Annotated in this window: 17 protein-coding genes and 2 tRNA genes; 10 read left to right on the top strand and 9 right to left on the bottom strand. The window is 69.4% G+C overall.

What is annotated here, in order from left to right:
• Positions 1-11 precede the first annotated feature (11 nt).
• Together ACGFY9_RS41795 and ACGFY9_RS41790 are read left to right on the top strand one after the other, a co-directional pair.
• Positions 12-692 (top strand): AIM24 family protein, encoded by a 681-nt coding sequence (locus ACGFY9_RS41795; RefSeq protein ID WP_393763290.1) that lies wholly within the window; start codon positions 12-14, stop codon positions 690-692.
• Between the two features lie 17 nt (positions 693-709).
• Entirely contained in the window at positions 710-1,465 is a 756-nt protein-coding gene (locus tag ACGFY9_RS41790; RefSeq protein WP_393763288.1) for an AIM24 family protein, read from the top strand.
• 76 nt (positions 1,466-1,541) lie between these two features.
• Here the strand turns inward: ACGFY9_RS41790 and ACGFY9_RS41785 are convergent, their stop codons facing one another.
• Positions 1,542-2,063 carry an NUDIX hydrolase gene (locus tag ACGFY9_RS41785; RefSeq protein WP_393763286.1) on the bottom strand — a complete coding sequence of 174 codons (522 nt, stop codon included), beginning with the start codon at positions 2,061-2,063 and terminating at the stop codon, positions 1,542-1,544.
• The gene (locus tag ACGFY9_RS41780; protein WP_393763284.1) at positions 2,060-3,499 is read right to left on the bottom strand and encodes a zinc-dependent metalloprotease; all 1,440 of its coding nucleotides are present in this window, start codon (positions 3,497-3,499) and stop codon (positions 2,060-2,062) included. The genes ACGFY9_RS41785 and ACGFY9_RS41780 overlap by 4 nt, the downstream gene beginning before the upstream one ends.
• A gap of 192 nt (positions 3,500-3,691) precedes the next feature.
• On the opposite strand from ACGFY9_RS41780, the gene ACGFY9_RS41775 reads away from it, so the two are divergent.
• From ACGFY9_RS41775 to ACGFY9_RS41760, 4 genes are all read left to right on the top strand, one after another.
• On the top strand, positions 3,692-4,804 hold the full coding sequence (locus tag ACGFY9_RS41775) for an SDR family oxidoreductase (protein WP_266772347.1): 1,113 nt from the start codon (positions 3,692-3,694) through the stop codon (positions 4,802-4,804).
• Between the two features lie 136 nt (positions 4,805-4,940).
• Positions 4,941-5,402 carry a molybdenum cofactor biosynthesis protein MoaE gene (locus ACGFY9_RS41770; RefSeq protein ID WP_393763282.1) on the top strand — a complete coding sequence of 154 codons (462 nt, stop codon included), beginning with the start codon at positions 4,941-4,943 and terminating at the stop codon, positions 5,400-5,402.
• Positions 5,403-5,576: 174 nt separating this feature from the next.
• Positions 5,577-5,741, top strand: a complete 165-nt coding sequence (locus ACGFY9_RS41765; RefSeq protein ID WP_393763280.1) for a hypothetical protein — start codon at positions 5,577-5,579, stop codon at positions 5,739-5,741.
• 53 nt (positions 5,742-5,794) lie between these two features.
• Positions 5,795-6,892: a PDZ domain-containing protein gene (locus tag ACGFY9_RS41760; protein WP_393763278.1), complete on the top strand. Its 1,098-nt coding sequence runs from the start codon at positions 5,795-5,797 to the stop codon at positions 6,890-6,892.
• An 85-nt stretch (positions 6,893-6,977) separates the two neighbouring features.
• On the opposite strand, the gene ACGFY9_RS41755 is transcribed toward ACGFY9_RS41760, so the two are convergent.
• Complete coding sequence (locus ACGFY9_RS41755) at positions 6,978-7,520, bottom strand: PPA1309 family protein (RefSeq protein ID WP_318018719.1); 543 nt, start codon at positions 7,518-7,520, stop codon at positions 6,978-6,980.
• 174 nt (positions 7,521-7,694) lie between these two features.
• On the opposite strand from ACGFY9_RS41755, the gene ACGFY9_RS41750 reads away from it, so the two are divergent.
• From ACGFY9_RS41750 to ACGFY9_RS41735, 4 genes are all read left to right on the top strand, one after another.
• Positions 7,695-10,610, top strand: a complete 2,916-nt coding sequence (locus tag ACGFY9_RS41750; protein ID WP_393763532.1) for a UPF0182 family protein — start codon at positions 7,695-7,697, stop codon at positions 10,608-10,610.
• 43 nt (positions 10,611-10,653) lie between these two features.
• Positions 10,654-10,727, top strand: a tRNA-Met gene (locus ACGFY9_RS41745).
• A gap of 205 nt (positions 10,728-10,932) precedes the next feature.
• A complete protein-coding gene (locus ACGFY9_RS41740) occupies positions 10,933-12,768 on the top strand; it encodes a tetratricopeptide repeat protein (RefSeq protein ID WP_393763276.1) in 1,836 nt (611 codons plus the stop codon).
• A 177-nt stretch (positions 12,769-12,945) separates the two neighbouring features.
• Positions 12,946-13,019 (top strand) — tRNA-Met (locus ACGFY9_RS41735).
• A gap of 49 nt (positions 13,020-13,068) precedes the next feature.
• Here the strand turns inward: ACGFY9_RS41735 and ACGFY9_RS41730 are convergent.
• The 6 genes from ACGFY9_RS41730 to hisN form a co-directional block, all read right to left on the bottom strand.
• Positions 13,069-14,214: an ABC transporter substrate-binding protein gene (locus tag ACGFY9_RS41730; protein WP_393763274.1), complete on the bottom strand. Its 1,146-nt coding sequence runs from the start codon at positions 14,212-14,214 to the stop codon at positions 13,069-13,071.
• Positions 14,211-15,074: an ABC transporter permease gene (locus ACGFY9_RS41725; protein WP_393763272.1), complete on the bottom strand. Its 864-nt coding sequence runs from the start codon at positions 15,072-15,074 to the stop codon at positions 14,211-14,213. The genes ACGFY9_RS41730 and ACGFY9_RS41725 overlap by 4 nt, the downstream gene beginning before the upstream one ends.
• Positions 15,071-15,838 (bottom strand): ABC transporter ATP-binding protein, encoded by a 768-nt coding sequence (locus ACGFY9_RS41720; protein ID WP_393763270.1) that lies wholly within the window; start codon positions 15,836-15,838, stop codon positions 15,071-15,073. Before ACGFY9_RS41720 ends, ACGFY9_RS41725 begins: the two co-directional genes overlap by 4 nt.
• Positions 15,839-15,989: 151 nt before the next feature.
• Complete coding sequence (locus ACGFY9_RS41715) at positions 15,990-16,406, bottom strand: Fur family transcriptional regulator (protein WP_393763268.1); 417 nt, start codon at positions 16,404-16,406, stop codon at positions 15,990-15,992.
• 125 nt (positions 16,407-16,531) lie between these two features.
• Positions 16,532-16,906: a cyclic nucleotide-binding/CBS domain-containing protein gene (locus ACGFY9_RS41710; RefSeq protein ID WP_393763266.1), complete on the bottom strand. Its 375-nt coding sequence runs from the start codon at positions 16,904-16,906 to the stop codon at positions 16,532-16,534.
• A 237-nt stretch (positions 16,907-17,143) separates the two neighbouring features.
• Positions 17,144-17,944 carry a histidinol-phosphatase gene (gene hisN, locus ACGFY9_RS41705; RefSeq protein ID WP_366433843.1) on the bottom strand — a complete coding sequence of 267 codons (801 nt, stop codon included), beginning with the start codon at positions 17,942-17,944 and terminating at the stop codon, positions 17,144-17,146.
• Positions 17,945-17,995: the final 51 nt, after the last annotated feature.

Here is a 17,995-nt window from a genome sequence, read left to right as displayed (position 1 = left end):
GGGAGCCCGTCATGAACCAGCCGCTCGCGGGCTACGCCCCCGCACCCGTCTCCGCCCGCATGGAGAACCACGGCAACAACATGCTGAAGGTCGCCATGCAGACCGGAAGCGACCTCTTCGCGCGCGTGGGCTCGATGATCGCCTACGAAGGCTTCATCCAGTACGAGCCCAACCCGCCGGCCGTGCGCCAGGTCGCACGCGACTGGATGACCGGCGAAGGCGCGCCCCTGATGAAGTGCTCCGGCGACGGACTGCTCTACCTCGCCGACTACGGCGCGGATGTCGTGGTCATCAACCTCAACGGCGACGGGATCTCCGTCAACGCCACCAACCTGCTCGCCTTCGACACCCACCTCACCTGGGGCGTGGAGCGCGTCAAGGGGCTGGCGAAGTTCGCCGGACAGGGCCTGTGGAACACCAAGATCACCGGCCAGGGCTGGGTCGCGCTGACCTCCCGCGGCAAGCCGATCGTCGTCGACTGCGGCGGCGGCGAGGACGAGACGTACGTCGACCCGGACGCGCTCGTCGCCTGGTCCCCGAACCTGAAGGTGAAGGGCAAGCGCAGCTTCAAGGCGCAGTCGCTGATCGGCCGCGGCAGCGGCGAGGCCTACCAGATGGCCTTCTCCGGGACGGGCATCGTCGTCGTCCAGCCCAGCGAGGACAGCACCGACCGTCTCCGGTTCCGGGGCTGAGGGGGGAACACGACACCATGCAGAGCCCGCTTTTCGCGTTCAACGACTCGCAGTCCCAGGAGCGCTACAGCCTGCAGAACAAGCAGATGCTGCGCATCGTCCTGGAGGGCCACGACGACATCCTCGCCCGCAAGGGCACGATGGTCGCCTACCAGGGGCTCGTCGAGTTCGACGCCGAGTACCAGAACACCCAGCAGGCCTACGCGCGTGCGGCCACCGGCGAGGGCCTCAGCCTGATGCGCTGCCACGGGCAGGGCACGGTCTTCCTCGCCAACCTCGCCCAGCACATCCACGTAGTGGATGTGGAACAGGACGGCCTCACCGTCGACAGCAGCTACGTCCTCGCGATGGACTCCTCGCTGCACCACGAGGTCATCGCCGTGGACAGCCAGTACGGCATCTCCGGCTCGGGGAAGTACCAGCTCAACATCACCGGCCGCGGCAAGGTCGCCCTGATGACCTCGGGAGCGCCCCTGATGATGCAGGTCACGCCCGACAAGTACGTCAACTGCGACGCCGACGCGATCGTCGCCTGGTCCACCGGTCTGCGCGTCCAGATGCAGGCCCAGACGCACTCCTCCGGGGTGTGGCGGCGCCGCGGCAACACAGGCGAGGGCTGGGAGCTGAGCTTCATGGGCAGCGGTTACGCGCTCGTCCAGCCGAGCGAACTGCTGCCGCCGCAGAACGCCGCGATCGGCCAGGGCATCGCCGCCCAGTTCGGCATGGGCCAGCACGGCGCGCACGCGCAGAATCAGGGCAACGCCTGGAGCTGACCGTCCGGAAATCCAACGTAAGGGGCGCCCGCCATCGCGGGCGCCCCTTACACGTTCACCGCTTCCCACACCCCGCTCAGAGCCTGGCGCGCGTCGCCTCCAGCAGCCGTAGGACCGACTCGTCCGCTACGGACGGCACCTCGTCGTAAGGGAACCAGCGCAGGTCGAGGGACTCGTCGCTGATCTCCTGGACGGCGCCGGGGGGTGCCAGCACCGCGTACTGGACGTCGTAGTGGCAGTGGCACGGCGGGGGGATCGGGTGCCGGTCCAGGCGGACCGGGCCGCCCGGCAGCAGGGTCAGTCCGGTGATGCCGGACTCCTCCGTGGCCTCGCGCAGTGCCGCCTCCTCCAGTGAGGTGTCCTCCGGCTCACAGTGGCCGCCCATCTGGAGCCACATCCGCAGCTTCTTGTGCAGGGTCAGCAGGACCCTGCCGTGCTTCGGGTCGATCACCAGGGCGCTCGCCGTCACATGCCCGGCGTGGCAGGACTTCCACATGCCGTCCGGGTGGGCGGCCAGGTGGTCCAGGTAGGCCTGGCGCAGGTCCGTCTGGTCCTCGTAGCTCTTCAGTACGAGGACCGCGTCGTCGTACAGGCTCACTCGGTGTCGTCGTCCTTGGAGTCCTCGTCCTTCGTCAGGTTCGGCTTCTCCGCGGTGCCGCTCGCCGCCTCGCCGAGCATCTTGTCCAGCTCGGAGAAGTCCAGTTGCTCGCGGTGCACGAAGCCGTCCGGGTCGTCCAGGTCGGAGGCCGTGGGCAGCATGTCCGGGTGGGCCCACAGGCCGTCCCGGCCGTCGACACCGCGCGCGTCCGTGAGCGAGGCCCACAGGCGGGAGGCGTCGCGCAGCCGGCGCGGCCGCAACTCCAGGCCGATCAGCGTGGCGAACGTCTGCTCGGCGGGACCACCCGTCGCGCGACGGCGCCGCAGGGTCTCGCGGAGCGCGTCGGCGGACGTCAGGCGCGGCTTCGCGGCCGCGTGGACCACCGCGTCCACCCAGCCCTCGACGAGCGCCAGAGCCGTCTCCAGACGGGCCAGGGCGGCCTTCTGCTCCGGGGTGTCCTCCGGCTGGAACATGCCCTGCTGGAGCGCGTCCTGCAGCTGCTCCGGGTTCGCCGGGTCGAACTGGCCGACCACGTCCTCCAGCTTGGCGGTGTCGACCTTGATCCCGCGCGCGTACCCGTCGACCGCGCCGTACAGGTGCGAGCGCAGCCACGGCACGTGCGCGAACAGGCGCTGGTGGGCGGCCTCGCGCAGAGCGAGGTAGAGCCGCACCTCCTCCTGGGGGACGCCCAGGTCCTTGCCGAACGCCTCGATGTTCAGCGGCAGCAGCGCGGCCTTGCCGGCCGGGCCGAGCGGCAGGCCGATGTCGGTCGAACCGACGACCTCGCCCGCGAGGACGCCCACGGCCTGCCCGATCTGCGTGCCGAACATGGCGCCGCCCATCGAGCGCATCATGCCGATCAGCGGGCCCGCCATGGCCTGCATCTCCTCCGGCAGGACGTCACCCATGGCCGCGCCGACACGCTCGGCGACCGGGTCCACGAGCTCCTTCCACGCGGGCAGGGTCGCCTCGACCCACTCCGCGCGGGACCACGCCACAGCGGTGCCGGCGCCGGACGGCAGCGACGTCGCGTCGTCCAGCCACAGGTCCGCCAGCCGCACGGCCTCCTCGACCGCGCTGCGGTCGGCGGGGCCGATGCTCGCGTCCTTGACGCCGTCCTGCGTGCCCTGGGAAACCGTCTGGCGGGCGATCTGCTTGGCCATGTCCCAGTTCACCGGGCCGCCCTCGTACGAGAGCATCTGGCCCAACTGCTGGAACGCGGCGCCCAGGTCATTGGGGTTCAGCGAGCCGAACATGGCTGCGAGCGGATTGTCCGCGCCGGGGCTGCCGAAGCCCCCGGCACCGGGCAGGCCGCCGAAACCGAACGGGTTGGCCGGTCCCTGACCACCACCGCTCTCCTGGTCCTTCTTCTTGCCCTCGTCGCCGTCGTCCGGCTCCTCCGGCGGAAGGCCGAATCCGAATGGGGTGTCACTCACGGGATTCCTCGGCTGTTAAGGCCGCCGGTTCTCTCCGACGGCACGACTGCCCTTCAACACCACCCAGCGTAGACACCGCGGGCCGATCGGGCCTCAGTGCTTCGCCGAGACCCGGCCTGCGGCAGGATGGATGCCACCTGGTCCGGACGCGTCACGCGCATCCGTACTGAAGACAACCGCTGGAGACGCCCGGTGAGTTCCCCAGATCCGCAGGTTCGCGCAGCGCGAAACCACTCAACCAGTCCCGCCGTGCGCGGGCCCGTCGTCGCGGTCACCGGCGCCGCGTCCGGGATCGGGGCGCTGCTGACCGAGCGGCTCGCCGCCTCCGAGGAGATCAAGCAGGTCATCGCCATCGACGAGCGGCGCGGCGAGTGCGCCGCGGCGCAGTGGCACATCCTCGACGTACGGGATCCGGCCATCGCGGAGAAGCTGCGCGGCGCGGACGTCGTCGTCCATCTGGCGCTCGACCTCGATCTGGAGACCGACCCGGCCGCCCGTTCGGCGTACAACGTCCGGGGGACGCAGACCGTGCTCACCGCCGCCGCGGCGGCCGGGGTCCACCGGGTCGTGCTGTGCACCTCGGCGATGGTCTACGGAGCGCTGCCCGACAACGAACTGCCGCTCTCGGAGGACGCCGAACTGCGCGCTACCGCGGAGGCCACCGGCGTCGGCGACCTCCTGGAGGTCGAGCGCCTCGCACGGCGCGCACCGCGTGCGCATCCCGGGCTCAACGTCACCGTCGTCCGCCCCGGAGTCCTCGTCGGCGGCACCGACACCGCCCTGACCAGGTACTTCGAGTCGCCCCGGCTGCTGGTGGTGGCAGGGTCGCGGCCCGCCTGGCAGTTCTGCCACGTCGAGGACCTGTGCAGCGCCCTGGAGTACGCCGTCCTGGAGAAGGTCGAGGGCGAGCTGGCTGTCGGCTGCGACGGCTGGCTGGAGCAGGAGGAGGTCGAGGAGCTCAGCGGCATCCGCCGCATGGAGCTGCCGTCCGCAGTCGCGCTCGGCGCCGCCGCCCGGCTGCACCGGATCGGGCTCACCCCGTCCCCGGCCGGCGACCTGGCGTACACGATGTACCCCTGGGTGGTGAGCGGGAGCCGGCTGCACGACGCGGGCTGGCGGCCGCAGTGGACCAACGAGGAAGTGCTCGCGGAGCTGCTGGAGGAGGTCTCCGGGCGGCACACGGTCGTCGGGCGACGGCTCGGCCGCAAGGACGCGACGGCGGCGGGTGCGGCGGGCGCGACGGTCGCGCTGCTGGGCGCGGCGGCGGTCGTACGACGGGCGCGGAAGGCGCGGCGGCGGATCTGACGGGCAGGCCCTTCGGGGACACCCTGATCTCGCTCCCGGTAAAACGTGCTCCTGTAGAAGGCTCCAAGTCCCTACGCGCGCGTGCCTGGTGAAAGTGCTATTCCTCGCTGTCCGCGAGGTACGGCACGATGGAGGCATGGCACCCACGATCGACCATCCCGGTGAACAGGCCGCGCAGGATCCCATCAAGCTGATCGGGATCCGGGAGACGCCGCTCTCCGTGGACGAGGTCTTCCGGGCCCTGGGAGACGACGCGGCCGGCGGGATGGCCCTCTTCGTAGGGACCGTGCGCAATCACGACGGCGGGGCCGATGTCGACGAGCTGGGGTACTCGTGCCACCCCAGTGCCGAGGACGAGATGCGGCGCATCGCCGAGAAGGTCGTCGCGGAGTACCCGGTGAGGGCGCTGGCCGCCGTCCACCGTGTGGGGGATCTCGGCATCGGGGACCTCGCGGTCGTCGTCGGCGTGTCGTGTCCGCACCGGGGTGAGGCCTTCGAGGCCTGCCGGAAGCTGATCGACGACCTCAAGCACGAGGTGCCGATCTGGAAGCACCAGAAGTTCTCGGACGGCACCGAGGAGTGGGTCGGCGCCTGCTGATGCCGGCTCACCGCGCCTGCTGACGACAGCTCACCGACTTCTCACCGACCCTGATCGGCTTCTCACCCGTCCTCCGGTTGCGTAACCGCCCCCCGGGCACGAGCGTTGTCAGTGGGGCTGGCTAATCTGCTGATCAGTCAGTTGAGGTCACTCATCCGGGGTTGGGAGGTCGGCATGGCGGCACTCGCCTGGTTGTTGATTCCGTTGGCGGCTGCGATAGGTGCCGGCGTGTGGGGCAGTTGGGCCAACCGGACCCGCAAGATGCGGAGCGACGGCCCGGAACTTGACGGTTATGCCCGGTTCCGCGAGGCCATGGAGAAGTCCCACTCCGGCACGTGACCGGAAGGCGGCCCTGACGGTGCGCTGACAGACGCGTCCCGTACTGTCGTGCCATGCCACGCCGCACCGCGACGATGCTCGCCTCCACCCTGATGCTGATCGCGCTCCTGTGCGCGGGAGTCCTCATCAACGTCCCGTATGCGGAGATGTCGCCGGGCCCGACGGTGAACACGCTCGGGGACCACGACGGCGAGCCGGTGCTGCAGATCAACGGGCGCAAGACCTACCCGACGACCGGTCACCTGAACATGACGACGGTCCGCGTCACCAGCGCCGACTACAACATGAACCTCATCGAGGCCGTGTACGGCTGGCTCGCCCACGACGACAAGATCGTCCCGCACGACACGCTGTACCCGGACGGCAAGACGGAGCAGCAGTCGACCCAGGAGAACGCCGAGGAGTTCAGCCAGTCCCAGGAGAGCGCCAAGGTCGCCGCCCTGGAGCAGCTGGGCGTCCCGGTGAAGTCCTGGGTGATCGTCTCGACGGTCGTCAAGGGCACCCCGGCCGAGGGCAAGCTGCACGCCGGTGACGTCATCAAGGCCGTCGACGGTACGACGGTGAAGCAGCCCGACGACGTCGCGAAGCTGGTCACCAAGCACAAGCCCGGCGAGAACGTCGTGTTCACGATCGTGCCCGCCAAGGAGCAGGCCGCCGCCGTGAAGGCGAACAAGACGGCGACCGCGACGAAGAAGATCACGATCACCACCGCAACCTCCGACGACACCGGCACCAAGCGCGCCATCGTCGGTATCTCCGCCGGAACCGATCACACGTTCCCGTTCACCATCGACATCAAGCTCGCCGACGTCGGCGGCCCCAGCGCCGGACTGATGTTCGCGCTCGGCATCTACGACAAGCTCACCCCGGGCGACCTCACCGGCGGCAAGTTCGTCGCGGGCACCGGCACGATCGACGACACCGGCAAGGTCGGCCCGATCGGCGGCATCTCGATGAAGACGGTCGGTGCGCGCAGCAAGGGCGCCCAGTACTTCCTGACGCCTGCCGACAACTGCGCTGAAGCCGCCAAGGACACCCCCAGCGGCCTCAGGCTCGTCAAGGTCAACACCATCAAGGACGCGATCAGCGACCTCAAGCTGATCAACAGTGGCAAGACCGACGACCTCCCGAAGTGCAGCACCAAGAGCTGAACGACCCTCTTCTTAAGAAGACCTCGCCTACGACTCCGGGGGCGCCCTCACACGGAGGGCGCCCCCGGAGTCGTAGCGGACGGCGTCAGTCCTCGAAGGTCGCCGACAGGGCCTCCGCGAGGCCGGGGACCAGGGCGCCGCCCGTGAGGACCTCCGTGGGGGAGTCCTTCTCGCGCAGGCGCAGGGCCGAGTCGCGGGTGCCGTCGCGCAGGACCGCGACCGTCATCCGGACCTCCTGGCGGTCCGGGTGCTGGGCGACCCACTGGGTGAGCTTCTTCCCGCTCAGGCCCTCCGGGACGGAGGCCTCGGCGGACGGCGGCAGCATCAGGCGCTCGACCGTGAGCGCGCAGCCGGCCACCGCGTCGGGCCAGGCGATCGTGCCGAGGAACTCGTCCAGCGGCTTTCCGGCCGGGATCTCCTCCTGCTCGATCGGGGTGAGACCAGTGGTCTCGGGCTCGTCCCGCAGGCCGAGTTGGGCCGCGAGACCGGGTTCCTGGGCCCGCAGTCGCGCGGTGTCTACCAGGGCGAAGAGGCGAGCGGGCTGGTCCCAGCCGAGGCCCGAGGCGTACTCGTCGATCTCGAGTACGGCCCGGGTGAGAGGGTTCGCTGCCATGGGAGTGTTGGACATGGTCACAATCCTGCCTCGTTCATGGCCGGAATCGGGAACCGAGTAAACGGTGAGTAAGTTGCATAGGTGTGGGCCCGCGATCACGCGGGGCTACGGAGGGCCCCCGACACCGGGGACCTGACGCAACGACAGCGACCAACAGCGAACTTCGAGGTGCGCACCTTGGCTTTCCAGATGCCGGACCGCGGCGGAGGCCCGACAGGGCCGCGGATCAGAGTGGGCCGCCCGTCCCGGCGCGTCCGGACTTTGCTCATGACACTGGGCGTCCTTGCCGTACTCGGCATGGCGTTCACGATGTTCGCGGGCTTCTGGACGGACTGGCTCTGGTACCGGTCGGTGCATTACTCGTCCGTGTTCACCACCACCCTGACGACGAAGATCGGACTGTTCTTCGTCTTCGGCCTCCTGATGGCGGCCGCGGTGGGCGTGAACATCTGGCTGGCGCACCGCCTGCGCCCGCCGCTCAGCGCGATGTCGATGGAGCAGCAGAGCCTCGACCGCTACCGGATGGGCATCGCGCCGTACAAGAAGTGGCTGCTTCTGGCGATCACCGCTCTGGTCGGGCTGATCGCGGGCGCCTCGGCGTCCAGTCAGTGGCGGGTCTGGCTGATGTGGGTCAACGGCGTGCCCTTCCACCAGAAGGACCCGCAGTTCCACCTCGACGTGTCCTTCTACGCGTTCGACCTGCCCTGGTACCGCTTCCTGCTCGGCTTCGGCTTCGCCGCCGCGATCCTCTCGCTGCTCGCCGCCGCGCTGACGCACTACCTGTACGGCGGCCTGCGCATCACCAGCCCCGGCGCGCGCGCCACGGCCGCGGCCACCGGACACCTGTCGGTGCTGCTCGGCATCTTCGTCGCGCTCAAGGCGGTGGCCTACTGGCTCGACCGGTACGGACTCGCGGTCAAATCCAGCGACTTCAAGGCGACGGGTGACTGGACGGGCCTGAGGTACGTCGACGCGAACGCGTATCTGCCGGCCAAGACGATCCTGTTCTGCATCGCCGTCATCTGCGCGCTGCTGTTCTTCGCCACCCTGTGGCGGCGCACCTGGCAGCTGCCCGTCATCGGCTTCGGCCTGATGGTGCTCTCCGCGATCCTCATCGGCGGCCTGTACCCGGCGATCGTCCAGAAGTTCACGGTCCAGCCGAACGAGCAGGCCAAGGAAGCCCCGTACGTCCAGAAGAACCTGAAGGCGACGCGCGAGGCCTACGGCATCGACGACACCAAGGTCACGGAGTACTCGGGGACGAGCACCACCAAGGACAAGACCAAGCTGCGCTCCGACGTCGACTCCACGGCGAGCATCCGGATCGTGGACCCGAACGTCGTGTCGCCCACGTTCCAGCAGCTCCAGCAGATCAGGAACTATTACGCGTTCCCGACCAACCTGGATGTCGACCGCTACAGCGAGGACGGCAAGGACCAGGACACGGTCATCGGTCTGCGTGAGCTGAACCTCAACGGCATCCCGAAGAACAACTGGATCAACGACCACTTCCGCTACACCCACGGCTACGGAGTGGTCGCCGCCAAGGGCACCGCGGTCGACTCCGAGGGCCGCCCGGTCTTCACCGAGTCCGATCTGCCGTCCACGGGGGACCTCGGGACGTACAAGCAGCAGATCTACTACGGCGAGAAGACCACCACGTACTCGATCGTCGGCGGTCCCCAGAAGGAGATCGACTACTCCGACGACAGCGGCGAGAAGACCACAAGCTATACCGGAAAGAGCGGGGTCAACCTCTCCAACCCGCTCAACCGGGCCGCGTACGCGGTGGCGTTCAACGAGCCGCAGATCCTGTACTCCGGTGCGATCGGCGAGGGTTCGCGGATCCTGTACAACCGCACGCCCAAGGAGCGCGTCGAGGCGGTGGCGCCCTGGCTGACCATCGACGGTGACGCCTATCCGGCGGTCGTGGACGGCCGTATCCAGTGGATCGTCGACGCGTACACGACGAGCAACGGATACCCGTACGCCTCGCGTACGACCCTCGGTGACACCACGGCGGACTCGCTGACGGCGACCAACAACAACCGCGCGGTGGTGGCCCAGCAGAACCAGGTCAACTACATCCGCAACTCGGTGAAGGCGACCGTCGACGCGTACACCGGTGCCGTCAAGCTCTACCAGTGGGACACCGAGGACCCGGTCCTGAAGACCTGGATGAAGGCGTTCCCGCACACGGTCGAGCCCAAGAAGGACATCTCGTCCTCGCTGATGGCCCATCTCCGGTACCCGCAGGACCTGTTCAAGGTCCAGCGTGAACTCCTCACCCGCTACCACGTGACGGACGCGCAGACGTTCCTCAGCGGCAGCGAGGTGTGGCAGGTGCCGAACGATCCGACGAACCAGTCCAACAGCGCGGTGCCGCCGTACTACTTGAGCATGAAGATGCCGGACCAGTCCGCGCAGGCCTTCTCGTTGACGACGACGTTCACACCGAACGGCAGAGACAACCTCAGCGCCTTCATGGCCGTCGACTCCGAGGCCGGTACCCCGGACTACGGCAAGATCAGAATCCTGAAGCTGCCGACCAGTACGACCGTCGGCGGGCCCAAACAGGTGCAGAGCGCCTTCAACTCCCAACAGGACATCGCGGAATCCATCAAGCTGCTCAAGGGCGGCGACTCCGACATCGAGTACGGCAACCTGCTGACGGTGCCGCTCGACGGGGGACTGCTGTACGTGGAGCCCGTCTACGTACGCGGTGGTGGACTCAAGTACCCGCTCCTGCGCAAGGTGTTGGTGGCCTACGGGAACAAGACCGCCTTCGAGGACACCCTGGACGAGGGGCTGAACAAGGTCTTCGGGGCGGAGAGCACCACGACTCCGCCACCGGACGAGACCACCACCCCACCGACATCCAGCAACCCCACGGTCCAGGCCGCGTTGACCGACGCGCAGAAGGCCTTCGACGCCGGGCAACAGGCGTTGAAGAAGGGCGACTGGGAGGCGTACGGGCAGGCGCAGAAGGATCTTCAGTCCGCGCTGCAGCGGGCCGAGGACGCGCAGGCCGCGGCCGACAAGAGCAAGGGCAGTGGCAAGAGCACCAGTAGTCCGAGTCCGAGCAGCAGCCCCAGTAGCGGATAGGGAAAAGCCCACCTCACGCCGTGGTACGGTTGCAACACAACGGCGCGGGGTGGAGCAGCTCGGTAGCTCGCTGGGCTCATAACCCAGAGGTCGCAGGTTCAAATCCTGTCCCCGCTACTGATCGCGAAGGCCCGGATCCTTTAAGGATCCGGGCCTTCGCGCTGTGCGAACGCATGTGCCGACGAGGGTGACGGCCGTGCCGCCGGGGGGAGTTGGTGAAACCGTGTTTGTGTTGTCTCTCTGTGGGCATGTCGACAAAACGCTGTAGAGACCTCACTGGCTGCGGTATACCAGGTGTACCCAGGTTGCAGGTGGTGCGACGATGGACGTTATGGGGGACAAGGCAACTCTGTTGGATACAGGGCGTTTTGTGCAGCCTTCCGACCGGGACGAGACCGGTGACGGGGAGGTTGTCGACGAGGCACGCACACGGCTCGCCGCACAGGCCGGCGACGTCGAGGCGACGAGTGTCCTCGGAGCGATGCTGCTGCGCCGCGGTGATCTCGACGGAGCCGAGCCCTTGCTGCGTGCCGCCACCGCCGAGGGCGACCGGGCCGCGGCCAACAACCTCGGCGTCCTCCTGCACCAGCGCGGATATCCCGACGAAGCCGCCGGCTGGTGGCGGATCGCGGCCGTAGCGGGGTCCGCGGCCGCCGCGCACGCGCTCGGCCGGTACCACCGCGAGCGCGGCGACGAGCCCGCCGCCGAGTACTGGCTGCGCCAGTCCGCCGAACAGGGCCACGCGCTGGGCGCGTATGCCCTTGCCGACCTGCTGGAGCACCGCGGGGACACCGCGGCCGAGCAGTGGATGCGGTCCGCCGCCGAGCGCGGGCACCGCGAGGCCGCGTACCGGCTGGCGCGGGCGCTCGACCGGCAGGCGCCGCACGAGGACGAGTACGAGGGCGGGGCTGACAACGGTGTCGCATCGGCCCCCGCAGCCTCGGGATCCCCCGGCAACGAGGCCGAGCAGTGGTACCGGCAGGCCGCCGCGCGTGGGCATCAGCGGGCCGCGCTGCAGCTCGGGGCGATCCTGGAGAAGCGGGGCGAGCTCAAGGAGGCCGGGCGCTGGTATCTGACGTCCGCGAAGGACGGGGAGGCGCGGGCCGCCTGCGCGCTCGGGTTCCTGCTGCGCGACGCCGGCGACACCGAGAGCGCCGCCGTGTGGTGGCTCCGGGCCGCCCAGGACGGCGACGGCAACGCGGCCAACGCGCTGGGCGCGCTGCACGCCGAGCGCGGTGAGACGCAGACCGCCGAGCGGTGGTACCGGGCCGCGATGGACGCCGGGGACGTGAACGGCGCGTACAACCTCGGGCTCCTCTGCGCCGAGCAGACGCGTACCGCGCAGGCCGAGCAGTGGTACCGGCGGGCTGCCTACGCCGGGCACCGGGAGGCCGCCAACGCGCTGGCCGTGCTGCTGCTTCAGGGCGGCGACGCGACCGGGGCCGAGCCGTGGTTCTCCAAGGCCGCGGAGGCCGGGAGCGTGGACGCGGCGTTCAACCTCGGGATTCTCTTCGCCGGGCGGGGTGACGAAGGCGTCGCGCTGCCCTGGTACGAGCGGGCGGCGGCTGCCGGGCACACCGAAGCGGCGTTGCAGGTCGGGATCGCCCGGCTGCGGGACGGGGACGAGCGGGAGGCCGAGCGGCACCTGCGGTGTGCCGCGGGTGGGGGGAGCGCGGAGGCCGCCTATCGGCTGGCCTCGGTGCTTGATGCGCGGCGGCCGCCCGCACCCGCGCATGAGCTGGGTGAGCAGGTGCACGAGAAGACCGAGTGTGAGGAGTGGTACGAGCGGGCGGCTTCTCAGGGGCATCGCCGCGCGCAGGTTCGGGTCGGGATGCTGGCCGCTGCGCGGGGCGATGTCGTCGAGGCGGCTCGGTGGTATCGGGAGGCTGCCGAGGCCGGGTCCCGTAACGGGGCGTTCAATCTTGGGCTGTTGCTGGCTCGGGAGGGCAGTGAGCCCGAGGCTGCTGTGTGGTGGGCTCGGGCTGCGGATGCGGGGCATGGGCGGGCGGCGTTGCGGTTGGCTCTCGTTTACGCGCGTCGGGGGGAGCTGGCCGAGGGGCAGCGGTGGGCTGATCGGGCGGTGACGCTGGGGCCTCGGGAGGTTTCTGAGCGGGCGGCTCGGTTGCGGGATGCGTTGCGGCAGGAGCTGACGGCGTAGTTTTTCGCCCCCGCCGCCCCTACCCGTCCCATCACTGGGGGCTGCCGCCCCCAGACCCCCTGCTTCGGCCTGGACGGCCTCGTCCTCAAACGCCGGACAGGCTGGATATGGCTGACCTGGGTTGATAACCGATTTGCTTCTGTCCGGCCGTCTGACGTAGCGTTGTACACACAACGGCGCGGGGTGGAGCAGCTCGGTAGCTCGCTGGGCTCATAACCCAGAGGTCGCAGGTTCAAATCCTGTCCCCGCTACTAAGGCCAAGGGCCGGAATCCAGCAATGGGTTCCGGCCCTTGGTGTTTCTACGGTTGGTGGCCCACCGCCTCTTCGTACAGCGAGCGGTCCACCGTCCTGGATTCCGGCAGTGCCGCGCCCTTGGAGACGCCCGCCGCCTTGTACGCGGCCTGAAGGCGGGTCGTCGTCCCCGCGCGGATCTCCCAGTCCATCGTGAGCGACGGGGTCGACTTGAGGACCGCCTCGTCCGTCTTCAGGAGTTCGGCGAGGTAGGCGACGAAGGACGGGTCCGCCTTGTAGTCGCCGGCGAAGTACGTGTTCACCGTGCGGATGTAGGCGCGGAGGAGGGCCACGCCGGCGTTCACGTCGTCGTTCAGGAGGCTGGGGCCGTAGAGCATGCCGCCCAGGGGCTCGCCCAGTGGCTGGCCGCCCAGGAAGGCGTACTGGGGGTTGTCGTCGACCTTGCGCCAGACCGGGTCCAGGAGCCAGGCCGAGTCGACGCCGCCGTTCTGGAGGGCGGTGAGGACGTCGGCCGAGCCGAGTTGCTGGTACTGGATCTTGTCGAGGCCGCCGCCGTGGGTCGCCAGTGCCTTCTCCATGGGGTACGCGATCACCGAGCCCTTGCCGATCATCGTGCCCATCCTGCGGCCCGCCATCCTGACGTCCGCCGCCGCCTCGCCCTTCTTCAGCTTCACCCAGAGGCCGCTCTTCGACTTGGGGTCGGGGGAGAAGTTGCCGGCGACCCACTTGATGTCGAAGCCGCCCTTGACGCCGTTCATGACGGCCGCCTCCGGGGCCGCCCACATCGCGTCGATGTCTCCCTTGGCCAGGAGTGGCAGTGCGTCGGGAGTCGGGAGCACCTTGAGCGTCACGTCCAGGCCCTCCTTCTTGAACTCGCCCTTGTTGACGGCGACTTCGAGCGGGGCTACGTACTCCGCGCTCAGCGTTCCCGTCGCGATCGTCAACTTCCGTGTCTTGGGGAGGGGTTGGGCGGAAGGGGCCAGGGGTTCGCAGCGGGCCGGTACGCGGGTGGGGGAGAGGTCCGCCGGATCCGTCCAGGAGGACTTGCCGCAGCCGTCCACCGGTGTGACCGTGCGGTGGCCCGCGCCGGGCGTGCCTGAAGTCCCGCTGTCCCCCGCGTACTTGGACGAGCAGCCCGCCGACGCCAGCAGGGCCGCGACGACAACCGCCGTACCGTAAGCGCGTCTTCTCATGACTGCCCCCGTCCTCGGTCCCGCGGTGCCCACGGTGTGAGCAACCTGCCTGCCACACGCACCAGTTCGGAGAAGACGACCCCCAGGACCGCCACGCACACGATGCCCACGAACATCACGTCGTTCTCGAACAGCGCGCGGGAGTCGAAGATCAGATGGCCCAGGCCGTTCGTCGCCGCGATCTGTTCCGAGGCGACGATGACCAGGACCGCCACGCCGGCCGCTATGCGCGCGCCCACCAGGACCGCGGGGAGGGAGGCCGGGAGGAGGACGTGGCGGAACATCTGCCATGGCGTGGCGCCGAAGACCTGGCCCGCGTCCCGGTGGCCGGAGGGGATCGCCACCACCGCCGACATCGTCGAGATCCAGACGAAGAAGAAGACCGTCGTTGCGACGAGCGCTATTTGTGGGCCTTCTCCCAGGCCGAACATGTTCAGGAAGATGGGGAGCAGGGCCAGTTTCGGTACGACGTACAGGGCGTCCAGCAGTGGTTCGAGCGCGGCCCGGACCAGGGGCAGGGAGCCCATCAGCAGGCCCAGGGCGTAGCCGGTCGCCGTGCCCAGCGCGTAGCCGCCCAGGACGCGTCGGGTGGTGGCCCAGACGTCCGGCCACAGGTCGCCCGCGGCGGCTCGGGACCAGCCGTCGGAGAGGATCGTGGAGGGGGGCGGGTAGACGCGGGGGTCTATCCAGCCCTGGGTGGCGGCCAGTTGCCACCAGAGGATGAGGGCGAGGGGGACCGCCACGGCGAGGGTGAGTTCCAGAGCGCGCCGGTGGCGGTGGGTGCGCAGGGGGTTGAGCTCGTGGGGGCCGGGGCGGCGGACCAGGACCGACTCCTGGCGGTCGGGGACGACGGTGGTCATGCCGGTACCGCCTCCTTCCGCAGCAGCTCCCACAACTCGCTTTTCAGGGCGGTGAATTCGGGGGTGTCGCGGATGTCGCCGGTGCGCGGCCGGGAGAACGGCGGGCGGTGTTCGGCGATGATCCGGCCCGGGCGGGCTGACATCACCAGGACACGGTCACCCAGGACCAGCGCCTCCTCCAGGCTGTGCGTGATGAAGAGGGTGGTGGTGCGCAACGTCTGTGTGAGGGCGAGGAGTTCGTCCTGGAGGATCGTGCGGAGCTGCGCGTCCAGGGCGGCGAACGGCTCGTCCATCAGGAGCAGTTCGGGTTCTACGGCCAGCGCGCGGGCGATCGCCACCCGCTGGCGCATGCCGCCCGAGAGGGTCGCCGGGTAGGCGTGGGCGAAGTCGGCGAGGCCCAGGCGGGTCAGCCACTCGGTGGCGCGGGCGTTCGCCTCGCGGCGCGGGACGCGTTGGATGTCCAGGCCGAAGCGGACGTTCGCCCTGACCGACTTCCAGTCGTAGATCCCGTAGTCCTGGAAGATCATGGCTGCCGGGCGGGGGCTCCGCGTGCGGATCTCCAGGGTGCCGGTGGTGGGGCGCAACAGGCCTGCGGCTATGCGGAGGAGGGTGGACTTGCCGCAGCCGGAGGGGCCCACCAGGCAGACGAACTCGCCTGGGGCGACGGTGAGTTCGAGAGGGCCCAGGGCGTCCACCCGGTGCGGGGCGCGGCCGAAGGCGCGGGTCAGTTGGGTGGCGTGGAGTTTTGGGTGCGGGTCTCCCACGGTTGCTCCTTGCGGAGGGCGGTACGTCTGTCTGTACGGGTGGGGGGTGCCGCACGACAATATGACGGTCCGTCAGATTCGGGAAGCCCGTACGCAGCACAAAGCCCCGGCGTCCGTGTCGCACGGATACCGGGGCCTGTGAAGGGACTTGCTACGCGCTCGCGCAGTTCGGGCACAGCCCGCGGTACGTCACCTCTACGTCCGAGACCGTGAAGCCGAAGCGCTCCGAGTCGGGGAGGTCGGCGAGGGGGTTGCCGTCCGGGTGGACGTCGCGGATCTGGCCGCACCGGGCGCAGACCAGGTGGTGGTGCGGGCGGTGCGCGTTCGGGTCGTAGCGCTTGGCCCGCTTGTCGGTGGAGACTTCGAGGACCTCGCCGAGCGAGACCAGCTCGCCCAGCGTGTTGTAGACCGTCGCCCGGGAGATCTCGGGGAGCTTGGTCACGGCGCGGGAGTGGACCTCGTCGGCGGTCAGGTGGACGTGGTCGCCGTCGAGCACTTCGGCCACGACGCGCCGCTGTGCGGTCATCCGCCATCCGCGTCCGCGCAGCCGCTCCAGAAGGTCACTCATGCCCGCCAGCTTAACAGCAGGGTGACCAGTTTCCGAATAGGTGTGACTTTGGAGGGGTGCTGGACTTGGACTCAGTCCAAGTCGATTCCGGCCCCCCTCCGGCTCCGGTTCGGTCCCGCTCGCTGTCAGGCCGGTACCTGCTGTCGCGCCGGTGCCCAGCAGCGGATGATGTCGCGGACCGAGACGATGCCGGCGGGCTCGGCGTGGTCGAGGACGATGAGGTGGCGGAAGCCGCCGTGGGCCATCGCGCCGGCCGCGTCCTCCAGGGTCCAGGCCGGGGTGGCGAAGACGACGTCGGTGGTGGTGTGGGCGTGGGCGCGCTCGGTGTCCGGGTTCTGGCCCCGGCCCAGCGAGTTGAGGATGTCGCGTTCGGTGAGGATGCCGATGCCGCCGGCGTCCGGGTCGAGGACCACGGCCGCGCCGACGTGGCGCGATGCCATCAGGGCGGCTGCCTGGCGGAGGGTGTGGGTGGGGCCGATGGTGAGGACCACCGTGCTCATGGCGTCGCGGACCAGCGTGGACTGTGGAGTGGATCGCGGCGTGGGTTGCGGCGTTGGATGCAGCATGGGGTGAGGCCACCTCCTAGTGGAATCCGCGTCGTTCACGGACTCTGCGTCCGTTAGTTACCGGATTCACAAATTCACAAGTGGGGGGACTCTCAGAGTTGCAGGTAAAGCACGGGTCAACAAGAGGGCGCGTGCGGCCGATTGGGGGCGTGCGCAGACGTCCCGTGCTGCTCAGTAGCGCATGTTGAGATACCCCAGGAACTCGTCGTGCAGGATGCCGTTCGACGCGGCCGCGTTGCCGCTGTGCGGGCCCGGGCGGCCGTCGAGGCCCGTGAAGGTGCCGCCGGCCTCGGTGACGATGATCGCGGTGGCCGCCATGTCCCAGAGGTTGAGTTCGGGTTCGGCGCAGATGTCGACCGCGCCCTCGGCGACCATCATGTAGGGCCAGAAGTCGCCGTACGCGCGCGTGCGCCACACCTCGCGGGTCAGATCGAGGAAGCCGCCCAGGCGGCCCTGGTCCTCCCAGCCGGTGAGCGAGGAGTACGCGAAGGAGGCGTCCGTCAGCTTCGAGACCTGGGAGACGCGCAGCCGGGACGCGGAGGACAGGCTGCGGCCCGTGTAGGCGCCGTGGCCCTTCGCGGCCCACCAGCGGCGGCCGAGCGCGGGCGCGGAGACCAGGCCGACGACCGGCTGGAAGCCGCCCTCCGCCGCCTCCATCAGGGAGATCAGCGTGGCCCAGACCGGGACGCCGCGTACGTAGTTCTTGGTGCCGTCGATCGGGTCGATCACCCAGCGGCGCGGGCCGGTGCCCTCGCTGCCGTACTCCTCGCCGATGACCGCGTCGCGCGGGCGCGCGCGCTGCAGATGACCGCGGATGACTTCCTCGGCCGCCTTGTCCGCCTCGGTCACCGGAGTCATGTCCGGCTTGGTCTCGACCTTGAGATCGAGCGCCTTGAACCGCGCGGTCGTCGCGGCGTCGGCGGCGTCCGCGAGGACGTGGGCGAGGCGCAGGTCATCGTGATAGTCGGCCATGCGTGAACCGTATCTTCAGGGGTCGCGTCGGGGCTACAGGGTCCGGTGGGC

It is taken from the genome of Streptomyces sp. NPDC048504, assembly GCF_043200035.1.
Taxonomy (GTDB): domain Bacteria; phylum Actinomycetota; class Actinomycetes; order Streptomycetales; family Streptomycetaceae; genus Streptomyces.
The sequence above is the reverse complement of the archived record's forward strand: the minus strand, read 5'-3'. Positions and strand labels throughout refer to the sequence as shown.

Bases quoted from the DNA above. Each gene is read 5' to 3' on its own strand.
- ACGFY9_RS41795 (WP_393763290.1), top strand. From the start codon at position 12: ATGAACCAGCCGCTCGCGGGCTACGCCCCCGCACCCGTCTCCGCCCGC.
- ACGFY9_RS41790 (WP_393763288.1), top strand. From the start codon at position 710: ATGCAGAGCCCGCTTTTCGCGTTCAACGACTCGCAGTCCCAGGAGCGC.
- ACGFY9_RS41770 (WP_393763282.1), top strand. From the start codon at position 4,941: ATGGCACCCACGATCGACCATCCCGGTGAACAGGCCGCGCAGGATCCC.
- ACGFY9_RS41765 (WP_393763280.1), top strand. From the start codon at position 5,577: ATGGCGGCACTCGCCTGGTTGTTGATTCCGTTGGCGGCTGCGATAGGT.
- ACGFY9_RS41760 (WP_393763278.1), top strand. From the start codon at position 5,795: ATGCCACGCCGCACCGCGACGATGCTCGCCTCCACCCTGATGCTGATC.
- ACGFY9_RS41755 (WP_318018719.1), bottom strand. From the start codon at position 7,520: ATGTCCAACACTCCCATGGCAGCGAACCCTCTCACCCGGGCCGTACTC.
- ACGFY9_RS41750 (WP_393763532.1), top strand. From the start codon at position 7,695: ATGCCGGACCGCGGCGGAGGCCCGACAGGGCCGCGGATCAGAGTGGGC.
- ACGFY9_RS41740 (WP_393763276.1), top strand. From the start codon at position 10,933: ATGGACGTTATGGGGGACAAGGCAACTCTGTTGGATACAGGGCGTTTT.
- ACGFY9_RS41730 (WP_393763274.1), bottom strand. From the start codon at position 14,214: ATGAGAAGACGCGCTTACGGTACGGCGGTTGTCGTCGCGGCCCTGCTG.
- ACGFY9_RS41725 (WP_393763272.1), bottom strand. From the start codon at position 15,074: ATGACCACCGTCGTCCCCGACCGCCAGGAGTCGGTCCTGGTCCGCCGC.
- ACGFY9_RS41715 (WP_393763268.1), bottom strand. From the start codon at position 16,406: ATGAGTGACCTTCTGGAGCGGCTGCGCGGACGCGGATGGCGGATGACC.
- ACGFY9_RS41710 (WP_393763266.1), bottom strand. From the start codon at position 16,906: ATGAGCACGGTGGTCCTCACCATCGGCCCCACCCACACCCTCCGCCAG.
- hisN (WP_366433843.1), bottom strand. From the start codon at position 17,944: ATGGCCGACTATCACGATGACCTGCGCCTCGCCCACGTCCTCGCGGAC.